This window comes from Nocardia sp. NPDC057668, assembly GCF_042799795.1.
Taxonomy (GTDB): domain Bacteria; phylum Actinomycetota; class Actinomycetes; order Mycobacteriales; family Mycobacteriaceae; genus Nocardia.
This window is the reverse complement of the sequence record NZ_JBHVIC010000009.1, coordinates 375,861-397,251: the sequence shown is the minus strand read 5'-3', so window position 1 is coordinate 397,251 and position 21,391 is coordinate 375,861. Positions and strand designations below refer to the sequence as shown.

General features: G+C 70.3%; 19 protein-coding genes. 10 read left to right on the top strand and 9 right to left on the bottom strand.

What is annotated here, in order from left to right:
• Positions 1 to 22 precede the first annotated feature (22 nt).
• Together ACFVBH_RS39760 and ACFVBH_RS39755 are read left to right on the top strand one after the other, a co-directional pair.
• Positions 23 to 379, top strand: coding sequence for a hypothetical protein (locus tag ACFVBH_RS39760; protein WP_379011843.1), 357 nt, complete (start codon positions 23 to 25; stop codon positions 377 to 379).
• 163 nt (positions 380 to 542) lie between these two features.
• Positions 543 to 1,703: an alpha/beta hydrolase gene (locus ACFVBH_RS39755; protein WP_379011836.1), complete on the top strand. Its 1,161-nt coding sequence runs from the start codon at positions 543 to 545 to the stop codon at positions 1,701 to 1,703.
• Between the two features lie 214 nt (positions 1,704 to 1,917).
• Here ACFVBH_RS39755 and ACFVBH_RS39750 read toward each other — a convergent pair whose 3' ends face one another.
• The 3 genes from ACFVBH_RS39750 to ACFVBH_RS39740 form a co-directional block, all read right to left on the bottom strand.
• Entirely contained in the window at positions 1,918 to 5,538 is a 3,621-nt protein-coding gene (locus ACFVBH_RS39750; RefSeq protein ID WP_379012150.1) for an arabinosyltransferase domain-containing protein, read from the bottom strand.
• A 301-nt stretch (positions 5,539 to 5,839) separates the two neighbouring features.
• Positions 5,840 to 6,832 (bottom strand): hypothetical protein, encoded by a 993-nt coding sequence (locus ACFVBH_RS39745; protein ID WP_354991715.1) that lies wholly within the window; start codon positions 6,830 to 6,832, stop codon positions 5,840 to 5,842.
• A 118-nt stretch (positions 6,833 to 6,950) separates the two neighbouring features.
• Positions 6,951 to 7,754 (bottom strand): transglutaminase family protein, encoded by an 804-nt coding sequence (locus ACFVBH_RS39740; protein WP_379011821.1) that lies wholly within the window; start codon positions 7,752 to 7,754, stop codon positions 6,951 to 6,953.
• Between the two features lie 70 nt (positions 7,755 to 7,824).
• Here ACFVBH_RS39740 and ACFVBH_RS39735 point away from each other — a divergent pair, with 70 nt between their 5' ends.
• Complete coding sequence (locus ACFVBH_RS39735) at positions 7,825 to 8,367, top strand: YaeQ family protein (protein WP_354991713.1); 543 nt, start codon at positions 7,825 to 7,827, stop codon at positions 8,365 to 8,367.
• Between the two features lie 9 nt (positions 8,368 to 8,376).
• Here the strand turns inward: ACFVBH_RS39735 and ACFVBH_RS39730 are convergent, their stop codons facing one another.
• The 3 genes from ACFVBH_RS39730 to ACFVBH_RS39720 form a co-directional block, all read right to left on the bottom strand.
• Complete coding sequence (locus tag ACFVBH_RS39730) at positions 8,377 to 8,835, bottom strand: hypothetical protein (RefSeq protein ID WP_379011808.1); 459 nt, start codon at positions 8,833 to 8,835, stop codon at positions 8,377 to 8,379.
• A gap of 95 nt (positions 8,836 to 8,930) precedes the next feature.
• The gene (locus tag ACFVBH_RS39725) at positions 8,931 to 9,377 is read right to left on the bottom strand and encodes a MarR family winged helix-turn-helix transcriptional regulator (RefSeq protein WP_379011803.1); all 447 of its coding nucleotides are present in this window, start codon (positions 9,375 to 9,377) and stop codon (positions 8,931 to 8,933) included.
• Positions 9,378 to 9,671: 294 nt separating this feature from the next.
• Complete coding sequence (locus ACFVBH_RS39720) at positions 9,672 to 11,294, bottom strand: DEAD/DEAH box helicase (protein ID WP_379011794.1); 1,623 nt, start codon at positions 11,292 to 11,294, stop codon at positions 9,672 to 9,674.
• Positions 11,295 to 12,014: 720 nt separating this feature from the next.
• On the opposite strand from ACFVBH_RS39720, the gene ACFVBH_RS39715 reads away from it, so the two are divergent.
• The gene (locus tag ACFVBH_RS39715) at positions 12,015 to 12,590 is read left to right on the top strand and encodes a TetR family transcriptional regulator (protein ID WP_354991839.1); all 576 of its coding nucleotides are present in this window, start codon (positions 12,015 to 12,017) and stop codon (positions 12,588 to 12,590) included.
• A gap of 55 nt (positions 12,591 to 12,645) precedes the next feature.
• On the opposite strand, the gene ACFVBH_RS39710 is transcribed toward ACFVBH_RS39715, so the two are convergent.
• From ACFVBH_RS39710 to ACFVBH_RS39700, 3 genes are all read right to left on the bottom strand, one after another.
• Positions 12,646 to 13,140 carry a hypothetical protein gene (locus ACFVBH_RS39710; RefSeq protein WP_379011780.1) on the bottom strand — a complete coding sequence of 165 codons (495 nt, stop codon included), beginning with the start codon at positions 13,138 to 13,140 and terminating at the stop codon, positions 12,646 to 12,648.
• Positions 13,141 to 13,213: 73 nt separating this feature from the next.
• Positions 13,214 to 14,260, bottom strand: coding sequence for a DUF6745 domain-containing protein (locus ACFVBH_RS39705; RefSeq protein WP_379011772.1), 1,047 nt, complete (start codon positions 14,258 to 14,260; stop codon positions 13,214 to 13,216).
• Between the two features lie 41 nt (positions 14,261 to 14,301).
• Positions 14,302 to 14,619 carry a hypothetical protein gene (locus ACFVBH_RS39700; protein ID WP_379011768.1) on the bottom strand — a complete coding sequence of 106 codons (318 nt, stop codon included), beginning with the start codon at positions 14,617 to 14,619 and terminating at the stop codon, positions 14,302 to 14,304.
• Between the two features lie 198 nt (positions 14,620 to 14,817).
• On the opposite strand from ACFVBH_RS39700, the gene ACFVBH_RS39695 reads away from it, so the two are divergent.
• The 6 genes from ACFVBH_RS39695 to ACFVBH_RS39670 are packed head-to-tail and all read left to right on the top strand — an operon-like array spanning position 14,818 to position 21,326.
• Positions 14,818 to 15,768 (top strand): STM4015 family protein, encoded by a 951-nt coding sequence (locus ACFVBH_RS39695; RefSeq protein WP_379011762.1) that lies wholly within the window; start codon positions 14,818 to 14,820, stop codon positions 15,766 to 15,768.
• Positions 15,765 to 16,886: an STM4014 family protein gene (locus tag ACFVBH_RS39690; protein WP_379011757.1), complete on the top strand. Its 1,122-nt coding sequence runs from the start codon at positions 15,765 to 15,767 to the stop codon at positions 16,884 to 16,886. The genes ACFVBH_RS39695 and ACFVBH_RS39690 overlap by 4 nt, the downstream gene beginning before the upstream one ends.
• Positions 16,873 to 17,715: an STM4013/SEN3800 family hydrolase gene (locus ACFVBH_RS39685; RefSeq protein ID WP_379011752.1), complete on the top strand. Its 843-nt coding sequence runs from the start codon at positions 16,873 to 16,875 to the stop codon at positions 17,713 to 17,715. The genes ACFVBH_RS39690 and ACFVBH_RS39685 overlap by 14 nt, the downstream gene beginning before the upstream one ends.
• The gene (locus ACFVBH_RS39680) at positions 17,712 to 19,043 is read left to right on the top strand and encodes an STM4012 family radical SAM protein (RefSeq protein WP_379011746.1); all 1,332 of its coding nucleotides are present in this window, start codon (positions 17,712 to 17,714) and stop codon (positions 19,041 to 19,043) included. The genes ACFVBH_RS39685 and ACFVBH_RS39680 overlap by 4 nt, the downstream gene beginning before the upstream one ends.
• 4 nt (positions 19,044 to 19,047) lie before the next feature.
• Positions 19,048 to 19,899 (top strand): STM4011 family radical SAM protein, encoded by an 852-nt coding sequence (locus ACFVBH_RS39675; RefSeq protein ID WP_379011739.1) that lies wholly within the window; start codon positions 19,048 to 19,050, stop codon positions 19,897 to 19,899.
• Between the two features lie 11 nt (positions 19,900 to 19,910).
• Positions 19,911 to 21,326 (top strand): DUF6882 domain-containing protein, encoded by a 1,416-nt coding sequence (locus ACFVBH_RS39670; protein WP_379011734.1) that lies wholly within the window; start codon positions 19,911 to 19,913, stop codon positions 21,324 to 21,326.
• Positions 21,327 to 21,391: the final 65 nt, after the last annotated feature.

Genomic DNA, 21,391 nt, shown 5'->3' with positions numbered 1-21,391 from the left:
ATAAGTGCGCGAGGAGGAAGTCGTGGGTCATCGGGCGGAGCTCGACGGGGTTGCCGGGTTGCTGGTCGCCATCGAATTCGCCGACGACGCGCACCGGGCGCTCGGGGTGCGCTGGTCGCCCGCCGCACCCGCGCACAAGAAGCTCGAATACGCGCGCGTCTTCCTGGTGCCGGTGACGCCCGAACCCGAACGCGTGTACCTCGAACTGGTGGACGGACTGCCCCGGGCCTCGGTGTCGCTGCCCGAATCCCTGCCCGCCGGTGAGTATGTCATCGAGGTCGACGCCTACGGCAGCGCGAGCTGGGGTGACGGCCGGCTGGACGCGCACGGGCGCAGTGCGTGTTTCACCGTCGGAACGCCGTTGCACCGGGCGGGCTGAGAGCGCGGGTCGCGGCGGGGTTCGCGCGGCCCGTATTCGTTGCGAACCCCGCGCGAGGGCGCGTTATGCTGCTCGGCGAGATCCGCCGCGGTGTCGAACACGCGCGGGTGGGTGTGGGGAGCGGCCGGAGTCTGGGCCGCACAACGGAAAGGCATAACAGGATATGGGTGGCGTAGCTGTGCGAGGGGCGCGCTCGCGCCGACACAGATTCCGGGGAGGGTGGGTCAAGCGCAGCGTCGTCGGCGTCGCGGTGGCCGCGTTGCTACCGTTCGGGGCGTCGGTGGCAGTGGTGGTTCCCGCTGCGGCGGAAGAGAATCCGGCGGCCTTCGACTTCCTGGTCGACTCCAGCATGGGACAGGTCAAGACGCGCATCGTGCGCGCGGCCGACGGCAACACCGATCGGGTGGTCTACCTGCTCGACGGCGAGCGCGCGCTGAGCACCATGAACGGCTGGGAGATTCACACCGACATCCCGGCCGAGCTGGCCAAGTTCAACATCAATGTGGTCATGCCGGTCGGCGGTCAGTCCAGCTTCTACGCGGACTGGCAGGAGCCGAGTCAGATTCTCGGGAACACCGACGCGGGCGGGCTGCTCGGCTCGGATTCCGGGTCTGCGGTCTCGGGCTGGGACGATCAGCAGGGCAAGTCGAACACGTACAAGTGGGAGACCTTCCTGACCAAGGACCTGAAGAGCGCGCTGCGGGATCGACTGGGGTTCAGCACGACTCGCAACGGAGTGTTCGGACTGTCCATGGGCGGCAGCGCCGCGCTGCTGCTGGCCGCGTACTACCCCGAGCAGTTCGTGTACGCGGGCTCGCTCTCGGGATACCTGTACATGTCGGCGCCGGGCATGCGCGAGGCGCTGCGCCTGGCCATGCTCGCCGCGGGCGGCTACAACATCGACAACCTGGCGGCCGCGGGCAGCCCGGAGTGGAAGCGCTTGGACCCGTACGGTTTCGCGGCGCAGCTGCAGGCCAACGGCACCCGCCTGTACATCGGTTCGGGCAGCGCCCAGCCGGCGTCGCAGGACCTGTCCTCGTTCGACGCGGTCACCCTGGGCATGCCGCTCGAGGCCATCGCCCTGGCCAACACCAAGGCATTCCAGACCAAGCTGGCCGATCTCGGCTACGACAACGTCAGCTACGACTTCCCCAGTCTGGGCCTGCACAACTGGGGCAACTGGGAGCAGATGGCCAAGCGGATGATTCCGGATATGGCCTCCCGGATCGGCAAGCCGCTGCCCGCGGGACAGAAGCCCCCGGGTGAGGGTCAGCCGCCGGGCGAGGGCCCGCCGCCCGGCGAGGGGCAGCAGCCGCCGAAATAGGCGCAGGCCGGCCGTAGCGGAACGAAAGAGCCGCCGCCGTTCGATATCGAACGGCGGCGGCTTTCTGCTGTGGTGAGTGCGGGCCACCCCGCGGCGTCCACGAGTGGGCCGGGATTCGATCGCCGCGGGCAGGCGAGGATCCGCGAATAGCACCCGCGCTACGCGCCGGGCGCGTGCGGGTGAGACGCGCCCGGCCGGAGGGGGTGCGGCGGGGTTAGCCGGTACGGATCGGCTCCTCTTCGGCCCAGCCCCAGCGGTTCTCGACCTCGACGGTCAGGTTCGCCAGCGGCGCTTTGGCATCGGCGACGAACTGGTACTGCTGGAGCTCGCCCCAGTCCCGCGTCCAGTCGTTCGCCAGGTAGGCGGGGACCGTGCGGGGCTGCAGGAGCAGGTCGATCCAGCCGAGGGGGCCGCCGCCGGTCAGGCCCTGCCAGGGGGTGGAGACCTGGGCGTTGAGCTTGTCGGGCTGGATGCGCCAGCTCGGGAGTTCGGCGACGCCGTCCCGGTGCTGGAACGGGCGCTGGCACGGGAAGGCCAGGCCCACTTGGAAGTCGGCCAGCACGGGGTCGTTCTTGCCGATCACCGAGTTGAGTGTGGACAGCTTGGGCAGGCGGGGCGGGGTCACCGCGAGCCAGCCCTTGTCCGACAGACCGTCAGTACGTGCGACCAGGCGAATCGCGTTGGTGTCGGCCGGAATTCGATCCAGCGCGATCGGCAGATTGCGCCACACCGGCGCGCCGCCGATGTTCGGGGGCGTGAGATCGCCCAGGGTTCGTACCGTGCCGTCGTCGGCGCGGTGCGCGAATTCGAGGCGCAGCTGTTGACCCTCGATGTCGCGGCCGTCGTCGGCCCGGGCGGCGATGCGCCCGGCCACGGTCAGCACCAGTACCCGGTAGGCCGAATCCTGTTGTACCGCAGCAAGATCCAGTTTGTACCACTGGGTGCTCAGGCTCGCGGGCCGCTGCTCGCCGGAGGCGTAGCTGCCCAGCACCGGGGTTCGCGCGGAGTCCAGGCCGAAGGGCAGGTCGACGGTGCTGCCGTTGATGCCCTTCTGGGTGCGCGCCTGCTCGCCGCCGGGGCCGCTCGGGCCGCCGGGACCGCGCGCACCGCCGGGACCGCCCGGCGGGGGACCCGGCTGCTTCTTGCCGCCCCCGGCGCCGCTGTCCGGTGCGCCGCCGCCGGGTGCGCCACCCGGTGCGCCGCTGTCGGGACCCGCGCCATCGGGTCCGTCGGGTACGAGGTCACCCACGCCGTCGGCGGTGAAACCGGTGTTCTCCGCGGCGAGTCCGTCGGCGGGTTTGCCGGTGTAGGGCAGCAGCAGCGATTCGGTCGTATTCGTCTCCACCAGTACGTCTTCGGCCAGACCGCAGGGCTTGCCGGTCAGGGCGCGCAGGTTGGACAGCGTCACCGAATAACCGGGGTACTGCGCGTAGGCGGCGTGCGCCATGGACGCCACCTCGAACAGCACCACGGCCGCCGCGGCGATGGTCAGCGGGCGAACGGCCATCCGGTCGGCACGGCCGGGTTCGGTCGCGGGTCGGTAGGGCTCGCGGTAGTACCTCCACCCGGCGATCGCCAGCGTCAGCACCGCCGCGGTGAGGAACAGGGTGGACACCGCCACCCCGCCCAGCTCCGGGGCCCGATTCGACCACGGCACACCGTAACCGGAGACGTACCACCAGCCGTTGGAACCGGTGGTGGTCACGGCCAGCAAAAACAGCACCCCCGCGGCGAACAGGGTCCGCTTGTATGCCGCTCGAATCACGGTGCCGCCCACCGCGACCGTGGTCACCGCCGCCAGCGCCGCGGCCAGGCCCGCGTACACCCCGAGGTGATGGGTCCACTTGGTCGGGGTGAACATCATGAGCAGCAGCGACATGAACACGATGCCCAGCACCCGGACCACCGGGCCGCGCGCGGTGTCGGGGATCCGCCCGCCGCGAGCGCGCAGCACCAGCACGCACACCACCAGGCAGCCCAGCATGGCCAGAATGCCGAAACGGCGCGCCAGCGAGCCGTCCGGGTTCAGCGACAGCAGTGTCTCCCAGCGCGAGAACTCCTCGTACCAGGACTTGTCGGGACCGATGAGCTGCCGCACGCGGGTGGCCTCGAGCACCGTGGCCAGGGTCTGATCGGCGAAGACCACCACCAGCACGAGGGTCCCGGCGGCGGTGATCGGCGCGAGCAGCGCGCCCAGGGCCAGTGGCCGCCCGGCGGGGGCGGTCACGGCGCGGACCCGGGTGACGATCGTGTGCAGAACCGGTCGCGAACCCGCGATCAGCGCTGCGAGACAGATCAATCCGCTCGGCCCGGCCGCCAGCGCGAACGCCGCGATCAGGACCGCGACGGCCGCCGGGAGCAGGCGGCGGGTGGCGATGGCGCGTTCCATCGAACACCAGGTGAGCAGGGCGGCCAGGGCGATCAGGGGTTCGGGGCGCAGGCCGTTGTTGAACGGCAGCCACACCGCCAGGAACACCAGTCCGGCCGTCCAGCGCGCGGCCGCACCGGTGCGGACCCGGGAACCCAGGCGCGGCAGCACTTCCCGGCTGATGACCCACCAGCACAGCAGGCCGGCCAGCAGGGCGGGCAGACGCAGGAAGACGCTCGCATCACTGATGCGGGTCAGATAGGCCAGCACCTCGTACGGCCAGCCGAAGGGAGCTTCGGCGACGCCGAACCAGCGGTAGTAGTTGGCCGTGTACCCGGCGTGCTCGGACACCCGGGCCATGGTCAGGATGTAGCCGTCATCGGAGGTGTTGGCCCCGATCACATGCCACAGCGCCAACGTGGCGCCGACCACGCCGTCGGCGGGGGTGACCCGCCACCGGCGCGCGGGCAGGAAGCGCCGCGCGCGCCTGCCGTCGGCGGAATCGATGCGGTGCAGGCAGATCAGGGCGATCAACGTGCACAGCAGCGCCCCGATCATGGCGGCGAGTTTGAGGCCGCCGGGAGCCGAGGAGAAGCGGGAATCGATGTCCGCGTGCAGTTTCGCGTCGCCGAGGGCGGCGCGTTCGAGGTCGGTGTAGACGCCGACGAGCTGCGGGCGGATGTCACCGTCGATGGTCTTCGTGAACGGGGAACCGTCGGCGCGGGTCACGCCCGTCACCTCGACCGTGGTTGCCGTGGAGGTCGAGCGCAGGATCAACGCGGCGCACTTCGGCGCGGGCGCGGGTTCCGGATTCGCGGCGGGCGCAACGGCATTGGCGGGCGGCTTGGCTCCGATCGGAGGGGTCGTGCCCGGCGGTGGTGTGGTGCCGGGTGGCGGGGTGCTCCCCGGAGGCGGGGTCGTGCCCGGCGGCGGAGTGCTTCCCGGCGGCGGTGTGCTGCCGGGCGGCGGCCCGCCGATCGGCGGCGGTCCACCGGGTCCGCTCGGTCCGCCCGTCGGCGGATTCCCGGGCGGCATACCGCCTTCGGGCCCGTTGCCGTTCGGCCCGCGCAGTCCCTCGGGCCCGGCCGGCTCTTTCGCGGTGACCGCTTTCGCGGCCTCGGCGCCGAGGATCTCCGACAGCGGCGCGCTCAGCAGTGGCACTCCCCGCACCACCACCGACAGCGTTCGCTGCGACTCCGGCTTCGCCTCGGATGCCGACTCCGTCTTCGCACCGGACGTCGTCTCGATCCGGGCGATCAGGCCCTGCTCGGCCGCGCCCGGCGCCTTCGCCGGGACCGTGGAGAGCACCGTTCCGGTGGCCAGGTCACGCAGGGCCGTACACGGCACGCTCGCGTTCAGCGACAGCGGAACATAATCCACCAGCGGCGCGGTCAGCTGGACCGACTGCGCCTGTGGCCATTCCACACTCGTTCGATCCTGCCGAACCGGCAGCAGCGGTGTCAGCACCGCCAGTAGAACTCCTAGAACCCCCGACACAAGGGCGATCAGTTGTACCCGGAGCAATCCGGGAGAATCTGCACGCACGAATGCCGATGCTAACCATAGGACCTGGGAAACACCCCGTGGGTTTTCGGCGGCCCTGGTCAGGGAATCGGGGCGTGATCGAGCGCGCGGACGGTCCGCGAAATCGGCGATGCGATGCGCGGGCCCGGCCGGGAGGTGCGGCGACCCGCCGCGGCCGGCCCAGCGAATCGCCGAGCCGAACGCGACGGGCACCGCGCGGGACGGCCGCGCCCCGTGCCGCCGGTCACTCGATGGTGAAACCGAACGTGGGCGCGGAGCCCTCGCCCTTGTTCGCGTCGTAGGTCACCACATAGGCGCCCTTGGCCGGGCTCGGCACCACGAAGACGACGTAATTCTTCGCGTTGTCGATGGTTTCGTTGCGATTGAGCAGTTCATTGATCGGGCCGCGAATATCGGCGGGCAGGGATTGCCCGTCCGGCGTCTTGATCGTGAAGTAGTCGTAGTAGACATTCGTGCCGCCGTCGGGAATTCCGGATCCGCCGCGCAGCGTGATGCGCAGCGCGAGATCCATTTTCCCGTTCTCGTTCTTGGTGTAACTGGGCGCGAGGGTGCCGCCGGTGACCTGGACCGTGGTCTGATCCTGGGTCAGGCTTCCCGAGACGTTCAGCGTCTTGGGCTCGACGCTGACCACCTTGCCCTTGGCCGCGAGCGGAATGATGGTCTGGTTGTCCGCGGCCTGGCCGTAGACCAGGGTCAGGGTGTCGATGAGATGCTCCGGGTCCGAGAGCTTCTGGATGGAGGTCGTGGCGCTGCCGGTCGCCGTGCCCTTGCCCGGCACCGTCGGATTGTCGAAGCCCGCGCCGCCGTCGATCTCGCTGCCGAATTGCAGCGACGGGTAGACGCTCAGGGTCTTGCTGTCGGTCGTGGTGTTCTTGTAGGTGATGTCGATGCGGATCTTCGCGCCGCCGTACTCGTCCGGCACCACCGTCGCCTTGTCCACGGTGATGTCGAAGCCCTCGTACCAGCCGGTCTTGCCGATGCTGCGCACGGTGGCCTGGCCCTGTCCACCGCCGCCGGACGAACTCGGCTGTCCCGGTTGCCCGGTGCCCATCGGCGCCGCGTTCTCCGAGGCGCCGGGTCCGCCGGCGGTGTCCTTGTCGGTGCACGCCGTGCCGAGCACGGCCGTCGCCCCGATGAGCAGGGCCGTCGCGATGACGGTGCCCCCGCGATGTCTGCGCCCGGCGCTTCCCGCCCGGGTCCGGTTGATCGATCGCACGCTGCCTCCCATAGATTCGTGATCCAGTGCGCGCCGCTGCCCCTGACGAGCGAGTGTTTCGCAATGAGATCCCCTGGTGCCGCGTCGTCGTTAACGCGGTGTCGCCCCGGCACTCCCATCAATTGATCGTGGTCGGGTGAATGTGGTCGTCGTAGGGCAGCGGGCCGTCCACGAACGAGCGCACCCACAATCCGTTGACGGTGATGTCGCCGCCGTGATTGCCCAGGAAGGCGATATCGGCGGCGTCGCGGCCGGTGGCGATGCGCACGAGACTCGAGCGCGGCGCCAGCCGGGTGGGATCGAAGACCTGCCAGCCACCGTCCACGTAGGCCTCGGCGACCGAGTGGAAGTCCATGGGCATGCAGCCCGGCGGATAGACCGAGGCGACGCGGGCGGGCACGCCCACCGCGCGCAACAGCGCGACCATCAGGTGGGAGAAGTCCCGGCACACGCCGTTGCTGGTCAGCAGGGTGTCCACCGCGCTGTCGCTGGGGGCGCTGCTGCCCGGCAGATAGCCGATGCGGTCGGCGACCCATGCCGCCACCCGGCCGGGCGTCTCCGGATCATCTATGCCGCAGCCGAATTCGGAGGCGGCGAAGCCGAGCATCTTGTCCGACTCCACGAATCGGCTGGGCCGCAGGTACAGTGCCAGGTCGTAGTCCGAGGGGGGTTCGGGGCGCGCCGCGCCGAGGACCCGTGCGCTGTATTCGGTGCGGAGATTGCCCGCGCCGCAGCGCAATACATGAATCCGGGAGCCGTGCGGACCGCTCACTTCCTTGGCCGTCCGGCGCACGCCACCGAGCTCGAAGCTCAGTGATTCGATCACCTCGACGCCGGGCTGGTGGGCCACCGCGATCTGGAATTCGAGCAGGGATTCGGCATGGACTTCGACGTCGAGTAGAACCGAGACGTCACGCTTCACGCTCCGATTCTCGCAGGCGAAGCCATGCCCCCGTGGGGTACCGGCACGATCCCGCTAAGCTTTGTTGCTCATGGCCCTAAGCGCGACATTGCACAACTTCTCCGTTCAGCTCGCGGACATCGATCGCGGTGTCTACGAGGACCTGGAGTTGCGGTTGGCGCGGCACCCCTCCGAGAACGACGAATTCATGCTGACCCGGCTGCTCGCCTACTGCCTCGAGTACGAGGAGGGCATCGCCTTCAGTGACGGCGGGGTCTCGGCGACCAAGGAACCCGCCGTGCTGGTCCGGGATCTGACCGGCCGGGTGACCGCGTGGATCGAGATCGGCTCGCCCGACGCGGACCGGGTGCACCGGGGCAGCAAGCTCGCCGACCGGACCGCGGTCTACACCCACCACGATCCGGCCAAGGTGCTGGCGCAGCTCAGCGGCAAGAAGATTCACCGGGCGCGGGACATCACGCTGGTCAACTTCGAACCGGACTTCATCGAGAAGGCGGTCGAGGCGATCCAGCGGCGCAACGCGGTATCGATCTCGATCACCGAGGGCGACCTGTACCTCGACCTCAACGGCTCGAGCTTCAAGACCGTCATCGAGAAGCGGACGCTGAGCTAGCGCCCGCGGTCAGGACCCCGGGCGGATGATCATCAGGACGACCACGATCGTCCACAGCAGGTTGTAGATTCCGGCCAGCATGCCCAGGGTGCGCAGGCGCTTGCCGTCGTCGGGGTCGCGCAGGGCCTCCTTCTGCATCGGGTGGATCTGCACGGCCAGCAGCACGCCCGCCAGGACGGTGATGACCATGGCCGCGGTGATCCAGATTTCGCCCATGCGGCCCTGGACCGAGGCCAGGATCATGCCGATGACGGGGACCGCGATCCCGGCCACGGCGTATTTGCCGGTGATGCGGTGCAGCAGCCGCGCGACCGCGACATTGCGCTCCGAGGGCTCGTCATCCGGGCCGGGCGCACCCGCGGTGACGAGGGCGTAGCGGGGGAAAAGACTGGTCGCGACGGCCGAACCGCCGATGAAGACGATGCTCGCCACCACGTGCACCGAAAGCAGAAAATGCTGCAAGGTCAACTCCAGTATCCTTCAGGTGCATTGAAGCTTAGCCGCAAGCTTCAATAAGGTTGAAGGATATGGCGTATTTCACTCGACGGCGCGGTATGCCCTGGTCAGGACGCCGTCCAACCGGCGAAGGCGGCCAGTAGCGCCGCGCCGACCTGTCGCAGGATGGGATCGGAGTCCGGACCGAACAGCCGCTCGTCCACCTCGGTCACCGCGGTGCGGGCCTCGCCGAGCAGGGCCGTGCCCGCCTCGGTCAGTTCGATGGTCGAGGCCGAACCCGCCCGGGCGTTCCGGTCCCGTACCAGCCCGGCCGCGACCAGACTCTTCACCGCGGTGTGCACGCTCTGCACGCTGGTGCCGGACATCCGAGCCAGGTCGCTGAACGACGCCCCGGGGACGCCGGAGATATGACCCAGCAGCCCGAGCCGGCTCACCGTCAGTTCGAGCGGCGCGAGTGCGGCGGCGAGTTCGGTCTCGACCCTGCGCGCCAGGGTCAGCACCAGAATCGACGCACTCGACACCGGCGGGCGCTGTGCCGAATCCTCGGAGGTCATCCGGTCATCTTCGCGCACCGCCGGGCACGTGGGCGAACCGCACGCGGCGCATCGGGACAACTCGACGTGTTCGCCGCCGGGTGGCCTGGCGGTGTTGCCCCGGCGTGGCCGGGCGGCCGGGGTCAGCGGAGGGCGGGGCTGCCCGAGCCGGAGCGGGCTGGTAGCCGGATAGCCGGAGTGGTTGGGCGGCCTGGCAATTCACTGTGCTGCTGCCGGAAACACGGATCGGGCCCGGCAATTGCCGGGCCCGATCCGTTGTCATTCGTGCCGCGCGCGTGAATTCACGCGCGCCGCTCAGTAATTGCGCGTGCCGCGACGCTGCTGCTCGCCGGTGGCGGCCGACTGCGGGCGCGAGGCCCGGCGGCGGGGCGCACCCGCGTGCGCGCGTGCGCCGTCGGTGCTGCGGGTCGCGGTGCCCGCGGCCGAGCGCTCGTCGGAGCGAGTCGCACCGGTGGCGCGACGCTCGCCCGACTGGGGGCTGCGCACGCCGCCGGTCGCGGGGCGACCACCGCCGGTGGCGGTGCGGGCGCCGCCGGTGCTCGCACCGCGGCCGCCGGTACCCGTGCCGCGGGCCGCGCCGTTGCCGCCGCGTCCGCCGGTGGCCGGGCGGGCCTTGGCCGGACGAGCCGACTGGCCGCCGCCGGGGCCGCGCCGCCGGCCGCGGTTACCGGCCACGTCGCGGTCATCGGAAGCGGCTGTGCCGGTGGTGGTTACCGGGGTGACCAGAGGAGCGATCGGCCCGACCAGCGCGGTCACCGCGGGCGACTGCGCGGTCACGCGCTCCGGGCTGACGTTCAGGCCAGCCTTGCGCAGCAGTACCGCGACGTCCTTGCGCTGCTCGGGCAGCACGACCGTGACCACGTCGCCGGAGGATCCGGCGCGGGCGGTCCGGCCCGAACGATGCAGGTACGCCTTGTGTTCGGCGGGCGGATCGACGTGCACGACCAGCTGCACGTCATCGACGTGCACGCCGCGGGCGGCGACGTCGGTGGCGACCAGCACGCGCGCGGTGCCCGCGGCGAACTGGGCCAGGTTGCGATCGCGGGCGGCCTGGGACAGGTTGCCGTGCAGATCGGTGGCCGGAATGCCGGCCGCGGTGAGCTGCTTGGCCAGGCGGCGCGCGTGATGCTTGGTGCGCATGAACAGGATTCGGCGGCCCTCGCCCGAGGCCAGGGCGTAGACCAGGTCGCGCTTGGCGTCGCCGCCGCCGCTGACCTCGAACACGTGGTGGGTCATGTCCGGCACGGGCGAGTGCGCCTCGTCGACCGAGTGCGAGAGCGGATTCCGCATGAAGCGCTTGACCAGCTTGTCCACGCCGTTGTCCAGGGTGGCCGAGAACAGCAGGCGCTGGCCGGTGGCGGGGGTGGCCGCCAGAATGCGGGTGACACCGGGCAGGAAGCCCAGGTCGGCCATGTGGTCGGCCTCGTCCAGGACGGTGACGCGCACCGCGTCCAGCGACACCAGACGCTGCTTCATCAGGTCCTCGAGCCGGCCGGGGCAGGCGACCACGATGTCCACGCCGGCCTTGAGTGCCTTGGCCTGGCGGTTCTGCGGCACACCGCCGAAGACGGTGGTGACCTTCAGTCCGACGGCGCGGGCCATGGGCTCGAGCGCCACCGCGATCTGGGTCGCCAGCTCGCGGGTCGGGGCCAGGATCAGGCCGACCGGATGGCTGGGAGCGGTCGCGCCCGCGCCGTCGGCGAGGCGTTCGACCAGCGGAATCGAGAAGGCGAGGGTCTTGCCGCTGCCGGTGCGGCCGCGGCCGAGCACGTCGCGCCCGGCGATGCTGTCGGTCAGGGTCGCGGCCTGGATCGGCAGCGGGGCGTTGATGTCGTTCTTCGCCAGGGCGGCGACGATGGCCTTGCGCACGCCCAGGGCGGCAAAGGACACGGCAGAACTCGCGGGGGTATTCGTCATAGGGGGTACGGGTGCCTTTCAGCATCGGAAGTAGCCGCAGCGGTCACAGGACTGTTCGTCCGTACCTTGCTGAGTGCGCTGCGTGGCCGACGCGAAGAGAAGACATCCACGACGGAAGGAGTATGCAAGATCAATACTCGGTAGTCACAACCATAGCCCACCTCGCCGGATTCCCCGCTATCGCTGTGACGTGTCCGGCGTCTCCATCCGCCGGTGCGCCCGCGCCCTGCCCGGCGCGGGCGTGTGGCCCCGGCGCCCGCACGGGTGTGCGGGCGCCGGGCCGGAACCGGTGGCGCTACATGCCGATTGCGTTCAGCAACCACCCGACGACGACCTCCTGGGGTGCGCCCATCAGGAATTGCGCTATCGCGTTGGAAACGCCGTTGATGAAGTTCATCGCGCTGATCCTCCGTCGTAGTCGATGTCACCCCCGACTGGCCCGTCTGCCCGGTCCATCGGGGTCCGCGAGATGCCCGTTACCGATCGGCAATCGTGGTGGGCGGCTCGGCCGTTCGAGCTGTCCGGCGCTAGCGCGAACCGTTCCTGCCCGGTCGCGGCATGACGTTTCGGGTGCTGCGCGGGGGCAGCGGGCGAACCTGCCGGCGCTGGTGTGCGAGCTGCGCGGGGAAGGTGCTGTGCTGCTTTCGCATGTTACCGCCTCAGATGTAGTACTCTGCGTGAACTGACTGAAACGTAGTACTACGAATGGAGTGGTGTCAAGTGGTTCGGACTAATCCCGAGCGACGGCAGGCCCTGCTGGACGCGTCGATCGAGGTGCTGGCCCGCGAAGGGGCCCGCGGGCTCACGTTCCGGGCCGTGGACAAGGAAGCCGATGTGCCCGCGGGGACGGCGTCCAATTACTTCCCGGGCCGGGACGCCCTGCTCGTGCAGGTCGGGAACCGCTATTACGAGCGGCTCGTCCCCAGCGAGGAGGCGATGGCGAAATCGCGTGGGCCGCAGACACGCGAGTCGATGACCGAACTCATGACGGAGGTGGTCGAGCGGGTGTTCCAGTTCCGCACCGGCTATCTCGCGATCCTGGAGCTGCGGCTCGAGGCCACCCGCCGCCCCGAACTCCAGGCGCTGCTGACCGAACGGGTGCGCGCGGACCTGGATTTCAATATCGCCAACTACCGCGATTCGGCTCTGCCCGGTGACGAGGAGGCGGTGGTGATGCTCTATCTCGGCTTGAACTGGCTCATCCTGGATCGCCTCACCCTGCCGGGCCTGTTCGATGAGAAGCGCGCCGCCGAACTGGTGAAAACCCTGGTGGACCGGGCTATTCCGGCGACGTGAGGTCCGGGCGCCGGCGGTGTGCTCGCCGAATCCGGCGCGCTGCCCGCCGGGTGGGCTAGGAGGGGAGCCCGCGCAGGATGCGCCACAGGCTCGACGATCCGCTCTCCGGTCCGGTGGTGTCGGTGGAGCCGGTGGCGAGATCGCAGGCGGACCCGGCGATGCCGCTGCCGCTGTTCGCCGCCGGGCACACCGTGAAGGTCTCGGTTCGGGTGGAGTCGCCCTGCGTTGCCACCAGGGTGTACCGGCCCGGATACCGCGGCGTCCAGGTGAACGTGGCCCGGAGGCCGTGCGCCGGGTCGACTTCGGGGGTCAGGTGACCCACGACCGTTCCCTCGGCGGTCAAGGTGACGGGTGCGGTGGCGTCGGCGCCGGAGGTGTTGACCCACACCGTGCAGGTCCCGTCGACGAAGCCGCATCCGCTCCAGTCGTATTCCTGGCCGACGACGACGGTGTCGATGTCGGCGATGGCCCGGGGTGCGAACAGCAGCGGCAGCGACAGGACCGCCGCTGCGGTGAGCCCGGTCCGGGCCACTCGCGAGAAGGTGCTCATGAATCGGATCGTATGTGGAATTGATTTGTTTCAAAGTGCTTCGGGTGCCCCAGGTTTCAGGGGTATCCGGGCGTCAGGTCTGGCGCAGCGGCTCGTATTCGTCGGCCTCGAGACCGAAGGTCCAGGCAACGCCCTGCTTGGCCGTCGTCGTGTCCGGGGGCACGCGGAGCCAGTAGGTGTTGAAGGAGCCGTCGGGTTCGGGGGTGGAGTTCACCACCTCGACCATGGCCACGTCCTCGTCGTCGGACAGCGGTATGCGCCAGAGGATTCCGGTCTCGTCGCGGTGTACGGGCTCGGCCTTGGACTCGGCCAGGTAGCGGTCGTAGCCGAAGTGCTCGAGCATGACGCGGCGGAGTTCGGCGTTCTCCTCGGCGCGAATGCGCGCGGGGGTCAGGGTCGCCAGCTCGTCGAAGAAGTCGTCGGGGACGGGCATGCCGTGCCAGGCGGCCAGGGCGAAGCCGTCGGCGTAGCGCAGGGCGGGGCCGTCCTCGCTGTGCAGGCGACCGGCCTCGTCGCGGTGCAGGCGGACCGGGCGTTCGCTGAAGACCACCACGTGTTCGAAGGGCCACCACCAGCCCGTGTTCCGGGCCAGATCGGCGAGCGGGGCCAGACGATCGCCGCGGTCGTGGAAGGCCACGAGCCACGGTGCGTCGTGCTGACCCAGGACGGCGTCGAGCAGGATGCCGCGAATCTCGCTCACCTGCGCGCCGCGGGTCGTCCGGGTCGCGGCGGTGTCGCGCGGGCCCTCGGGAGCCGGGCCGAGCAGGGCGTCGACCACCCCCGCGCGAATGCGGTCGGCCAGGGTGCGGGTGGTGTCCCACAGTTGCGCGCCGGTCGCGTTCCACAGTTCGGCCCAGCCGCCGGGGCCCAATTCCCGATGCGCGCTTTCGCGTTCGGCCGCCCACGGTGCGGTGCGCACCGCCTCGCGGACCGAGTCGCCGCGGTGTTCCAGCGCGCGAATGGCGTGCACGGCAGCGAGCGGTGAATCGACCCAGACGTAGCGGGTCGGCACGGCGAGCCCGGCGGCGCGATAGGCCCGCCGCGCGGCGGCCTCGGCGGCGGCACGGTCGGCCGGGCCGGTGGCGGCCGCGACCGCGCGCCACTCGTCGATGTGTTGCATGTGAAATCCCGTCTGTGACCGGTGAATCGAAGCAGGGTAGGTCAGTCGGCGACGATGCGCACGGCGCCGGGCAGATACTCGCGCTGGCGCACCACGCGGTACCAGCCCTTGGGCAGCACGATGGCCGCGTGCTCCTCGTGCACCAGGCGACCGCCCTCGGGCAGGTGCATGAAGGTCTGCGCACTGGCGCGAATCAGCCGGCCGGGCGCGGTCACCGCGTGTGCGTGGCCGGTGACCTCGCCCAGCGCCAGCACCAGGCGGCCGCGGGTGTCGCGCGGCAGGCCGGGATCGGCCTGGGCGTGCGCCGGGACGGACTCCTCGGCGATCGGCGCGATCAGCACGTCTCCCTGACGGAACATGAACTCTTCCCTTCCCCGGCCGTCGCCCCGCGCTTCGGCACGAATACGAAAGTAGCGGCGGGGTACGACAATTCGGGGTGCGCGCCGATCGCGATCGGCGGGGTGCCGGGACCGCACCCGCGGCCTGTCGGGCGGACTTGGTAGAACTGGCAGCGCACCTCGACCACATTCACCGACCAGGCGTACGGAGCCCGCGATATGGCCGTTTCCACTCATCTCCAGGAATTCCACGGTCTGCCCGTGTTCGATTTCCCCGATGCCACCACCGCGGTCGAACTGCCGGCCGCCGATCGCACGGCCTGGCGAATCGCCATCGAGGCATGGGATTCCAAGGAAACCTGGTCGGAGGCGTTCGCGCGGTTCCTCGCCGCCGTGGAGACCACCGCGGTGCGCGCGCTGATCGTCGGCGTCTGGGGCGAGGGCGATGAGGGCTCGGACACGGTGGTGGCCGAGCTGATCGCCGCGCGGGAGTCGTTCCCGGCCCTGCGCGCGATCTTCCTGGGCGACATCATCTACGAGGAGAACGAGATCTCCTGGATCCACCAGTGCGATGTGACGCCGCTGCTGGAGAACTACCCCAGGCTCGAGGAATTCGGGGTGCGCGGCGGTGAGGACCTGTCGTTCCCGCCGGTCACCCATCAGCGGCTCAAGTCGCTGACCGTCGAAACCGGTGGTCTCGGTGCGGATGTCGTGCGCGGCATCGGGGCGAGCGACTTCCCCGACCTCGAGACGCTCGACCTGTGGCTCGGCACCTCCTGGTACGGGGCCACGGCCACCGTTGCGGACCTGGAGCCGTTCCTGTCCGGTGCGCGCCTGCCCAAGCTCACCTCGCTCGGGCTGTGCAACAGCGAGATTCAGGATCAGATCGCGATCGCGGTCGCCGCCGCGCCGGTGGTCGCCCAGCTGCACACCCTGGACCTGTCCATGGGCACCCTCGGCGACGAGGGCGCGGAGGCGCTGCTCACCGGTCAACCGCTGACGCATCTGCGCAAACTCGATCTGCACCACCATTTCATCGGCCCGGCCATGCTCGCGCGCCTGACCGCTGCGCTGGAACCGGCCGGGGTGGTCGTGGATCTCACCGACGCCGAGACCGAGGAGGACGAGGAAGACTCTCGGTTCCGGCGCTATACCGCCGTGGCGGAGTGAGTTTCGAGCCGCGGCTGGCCGTGGTCGGCAATCCGGAGAACCGCCGCGTCACGCTGTTCCAGGACGCGGTGCGCCGGGCGGGGCTGCGGCCCGCGCGGACGGTGCCGTGGCTCGAGGTGCTCGCCGGGAAGGCCGAATTCGAGCCGGGGGAGCTGGTGCGGCTCGATTCGCCGGGGGAGAACCCGGAGGTCGAGCGGTTACTGCGCGGGGTCACCGATCCGACCCGGGTGGAGGGTACGGCCCGCTGGTACACCGGATTTCGCGCCGCGGCCGAGACGGTGCGCGAGTGCGCCGGGGCCGCCGGTGCGCGACTGCTCGACGACCCGGCGGAGCTGGCGGTGCTGTTCGACAAGCGCCGGTGCCACGCCGAGCTGGTGAATGCCGAGGTGCCGGTGCCGTTTTCGTTCACCTCCGGCCGCACCACCGTGCTCGGCTGGGACGAGATCCGCACCCTGATGGCCGATACCGGCCTGCGCCGGGTGTTCGTCAAGCTCGCGCACGGATCCTCCGCCTCGGGGGTGCTGGCGGTGGAGACCGCGGGCGGCGGCCGGGTGCAGGCCACGACCTCGGTGCAGCGCGACGAGCGCGGGCGGCTGTTCAACGCGTTGCGCGTGCGCCGCTACCACTCCGAGCCCGAGGTCGCCGCCATCGTCGACGCGCTCGCGCCGGACGGCCTGCACGTCGAACGCTGGGTGCCCAAGGCGTCGCAGGACGGTCGCAGTGCGGATTTGCGGGTGGTGGTGATCGATGGCCGGGCCACCCACGCCGTGCTGCGCACCAGCCCTTCGCCGATGACCAATCTGCATCTGGGTGGCGCGCGCGGCGATCTGGCCGCGGCGCGCGCGGCGATCGCGGCGGCGGGCGGGGACTGGTCCGAGGTGCTGCGCCTGTGCGAGCGGGCCGCCGCGTGTTTCCCGCGCTGTTCGCGGGTCGGGGTGGATGTCCTGCCCGGTATCGGCTGGCGGCGGTTCGTGATCGGCGAGGTCAACGCCTTCGGTGACCTGCTTCCCGGACTGACCGGTCTGGACGGTAGCGGAGCGGAAACCGCGACCACCTACGATGCGCAGGTCGCCGCGATCGTACGTAGAACGAGGAATGAATCAGGTGTCAGCGCCTAACCCGCACCCCGGTCAGCCGGATATGAACGAGGTCATCGGCCGCGACGATCTGTTGCTGCTCACCCTGGACACCCTGCGTTTCGACGTGGCCGCGGAATTGCTCGCGGCCGGGCGACTGCCGAATCTGGCCCGGCACCTGCCGAACGGGGAGTGGGAACGACGGCACGCGCCGGGCAGTTTCACCTACGCCTCGCATCAGGCCATCTTCGCGGGATTCCTGCCCACCCCGGCCACTCCCGGCCCGCATCCCCGGCTGTTCGCCTCGCGGTTCGCGGGCAGCGAGACCACCGCGGGCCGCACCTTCGTCTACGACACCCCGGATCTGGTGTCCGCGCTCGCGGCCGAGGGCTACCGCACCGTGTGCGTGGGCGGTGTCGGATTCTTCAACAAGCAGGGTGCGCTCGGCTCGGTGCTGCCGGGCCTGTTCCAGGACAGCCACTGGGAACCGGAGTTCTCGGTCGCCGCGCCCGCCGCCTTCGAGGCGCAGATCGATCGTGCCGAACAGGTCATCGCCGAGCTGCCCGCCGAGCGCAGGCTCTTCCTGTTCGTCAATGTGTCCGCGCTGCACCAGCCCAACTGGTTCCATCTGCCGGGCGCCACGCGCGCGGCGGGCGATTCCCGGGAAACCCACGCGGCCGCACTGGAATACGTGGACCGGCACATCGGCAGGCTGTTCGCCGCGGTCAGCGCGCGCCGGCGCTGTTTCGCCATCGTCTGCTCCGACCACGGAACCGCCTACGGCGACGACGGTTTCACCGGCCACCGGCTCGGCCACGAATCGGTGTGGACGGTTCCCTACGCACAGTTCTTTCTCGAGGCAGCCACATGAGGACGATCGCCCGACCGCGCCCCTACCAGAACTATGTCTACGGGTACCCGCACAAGACGGCGTACCGGCCACTGGCGGACCGGCCGGCGCTGGACGAGCTGTGGGCCGGCGAGCCCAAGGACGCGCTCTCGCTCTACGCGCACATCCCCTTCTGCGAGTACCGATGTGGGTTCTGCAACCTCTTCACCCGGGTCGGCGCGCCCGAGGATCTGACCGGCCGCTACCTCGACGCGCTCGAGCGGCAGGCCCGCGCGGTGCGGGCCGCACTGGGCCCGGGACCGGTGCGATTCGCCGCCGCGGCCTTCGGCGGCGGCACCCCGACCTTCCTGAACGCCGGTGAGCTGGAACGGCTCTGCGACATCGCCGAACTGCGCATGGGTGCGGACCTGCGGGAGATCGCACTGTCGGTGGAGACCTCGCCGTCCACCGCCACCGCCGACCGGCTCGCGGTACTGGCCGAGCGCGGGGCGACCCGCATGAGCATCGGCGTGCAGAGTTTCGTCGACGCCGAGGCGCGGGCGGCGGTGCGCCCGCAGCGCCGGGCCGAGGTCGAGGCCGCGCTGGAAAGAATTCGGGCGGTGGACATTCCGATCCTGAACATCGACCTGATCTACGGCATCGACGGGCAGACCGAGCGGAGCTGGCTGACCTCGCTGGACGCCGCACTGGCGTGGCGGCCCGAGGAGCTGTACCTGTATCCGCTGTACGTCCGGCCGCTGACCGGACTGGGACGCACGCAGCCCGGCAGCGAGGCCGACTGGGACGAGCAACGGCTGCGCCTGTACGCGATCGGCCGGGATCACCTGCTGGACAACGGCTACGAACAAACCTCCATGCGCATGTTCCGGCGGGTCGGCGCGGCGGCGAGCGGTCCGGACGACTACGCGTGCCAGACCGACGGCATGATCGGGCTCGGCTGTGGCGCACGCTCCTACACCGCCGGGCTGCACTACTCGTTCGACTACGCGGTGGAGACCCGCGAGGTGCGCGGCATCATCGACGCCTACACCGAGACGGTGGATTTCACGCGGGCCGAGGTCGGCCGGCGGATGGACGAGCACGAGGCCCGGCGCAGACATCTGCTGCAATCGCTGCTGCAGGCCCGGGGCATGGAAATCGCCGAGTATCACGCGCGCTTCGGCGGGACCCCGCACGAGCACTTCCCGGCCGAGCTCGCCGAGTTCGAGGAATTGGGCTGGCTCGCAACGGGAACCGGACCCGATCTGCTGCGGCTGAGCCCCGAGGGCCTGGCCTACTCCGACGCCCTGGGACCGCGGCTGTTCTCCCCGGAGGTACACGCGGCCATGGCGGCCTACGAAGCGAAGTGAGCCCGTGGATCTGACCATTCTCTATCGCGGTCCGCTGGCCTCCTGCGATTACGACTGCCCGTACTGCCCCTTCGCCAAGCGCCGGGACTCCCGCGAGCAATTGCGCGCGGATCGCGCGGCGCTGGAGCGGTTCGCCGCCTGGGTCGGCGAGCAGCGCGGGGACCGGCTCTCGATCCTGTTCACCCCGTGGGGCGAGGGCCTGGTCAGATCCTGGTATCGCCGCACGCTCGTGGAACTCTCGCGGCTGCCCCAGGTCGCGCGGGTGGCGATCCAGACCAATCTGAGCTGCCGCACCGACTGGCTGGCCGACGCGGATCCGGACACGCTCGCGCTGTGGTGCACCTACCACCCGGATCAGACGCCCTACGAACGCTTCACCGGCAAGTGCGCCGAGCTGGCCCGGCTCGGAATCCGGTACAGCGTCGGCGTCGTCGGCTTCCCGGACCATCTGCCCGCCGCCCGGCGGCTGCGCGCGGACTTGCCCGGGCACGTCTACCTGTGGGTCAACGCGCCCGAGGGACATCCGCTGACCGACGCGCAGGCCGCGGCCTGGACCGAACTCGATCCGCTGTTCGGTTACAGCCGCCACCCGCACGCCTCGGCCGGAATGCCTTGCCGGACCGGTGAATCGGTGATCTCGGTGGACGGGGACGGCACCGTGCGCCGCTGCCATTTCATCCCCGCCGAACTCGGCAATCTCTACGACGGCAGCTATCGGGAGGCACTGCGCCCCCGGACCTGCCCACTGGCGCAGTGCGATTGCCACATCGGCTACGTCCATCTCGAAACCCTGCCGCTCTACGACGTTTTCGCAGGTGGCGTCCTCGAACGCATTCCCGTCGGACTGTCCGGCTAGTCTGCGTCCACGTGGACACATTCAGCGAATCGCTAATGTCCTTCGCGCGGGGGGTACTCGGCGGGGCGATAGAACAGCACATGTGGTTCTCCGGGCAGATTCCGCCGGGGCGCACCGGGTGCAGCGTGATCACCGGGATCGCGCGGATAGGAGAGCGCGAATTCACGCGCTCGGGGCAGCTCGGCAGTTTCGCCGAGGACCTGACCTTCATGTGGACCTGGGCCAAGCCCGACACCGAGGGCAGGCCGGGTGCCGAGCATTCGGCGCGGTTGCGGGAGATCGGGCTGCGGCACGACATTCCGGAGTTCACCACCGAACTGGTGGATCTGGGCGGCTTCCACGATCCGAAACTGGCGGCCGATCACCTCGCCCTCATCTGCATGGGTGCTCTGGGTGCGCGGGGCATGACGAAGTTCAATCACGGCGGCCGGGCCTACACCTACCTGGTGACCGACGACGAGAGCGTGAGCAGCGCCGAACCGGATCCGGCACAGACGGGTTCGATCCTGCGCATCGCGGCGGAGCTGCTGCCCGGGGGCGGTGCGCGCGCGGTGATCAGCGGCTACGCGCACGGTCGCGGGCTGCCGGTGCGCATCGCGCCCGCGCCCGAGATCGCCGAACTCACCCTGCCCGGCGACTATCGGGTCGCCTTCGAGATCGACGAGTGGGACACCATCACCGACGTCGCGGTCTTCGGCCCGGACGGCCGGGTGTTCGCGCCTGCTCCCGCGCCGAGCCAACCGGACAGGCGCGGAACGCCTTTCGTGCCGGACGCGCTGCTCGCCGCGCTCGCGCCCGCGGTGCCGATCGTGGCGGGCCATCTGGGGGACACCCCGGGCTACGGCTATCCCGCGCTGTTCGACGCGGAGCCGGAGGGCGCGGAGATCGGTCACTTCGATCCCGAGGCCGAGACGTGGACCTGGGCGCCGGCCGACTGGGCGGGCAGCGCCGCGGTCCGCGTGCTCGCCGCCGAACACGGTGCGCCGCAATTGAGCGCGGACCGGGTGGATCTGTCGCACGCGCCGGTCGCCCGCAATCTCGCGACGCTGCTGGCGACGGCCGCGGTCCGGCTGGGAGACGGGCGGGGACTGCAGTACTACCGCCGCCCCGGCCGCGCGGGCTACGCCTGCTACGCGGTGACAGACCCGAATGCCGAAGTCGCCCCGAGTGATCCGGATATCGCCTGCCTGGTGATCGAGCACGCTGCGGACGTGCTGAATCCCCTGACCGATCCCGGCAACCGGTACCGGGTCATGCGCGAGATGGTCGTCGGCTACTTCCGGCACCACGGCCTGCCCGTGCTGTACGTCGGTGAGCCGGAGCTGCTGATGGCCCACTTCGGCCTGTACGAGGTGCGCGCCGAGTTCGGCATCGACGGTTCCCTCATCCGCGTCGGATACGGCCTCGTGGGCGGCATGCCCCTCTGAGGAGGTCGACACCGCTGTCGCACAGCGTGATCCGCGCACGGAAAAGCGCCGCGGGCGGGGCCTGC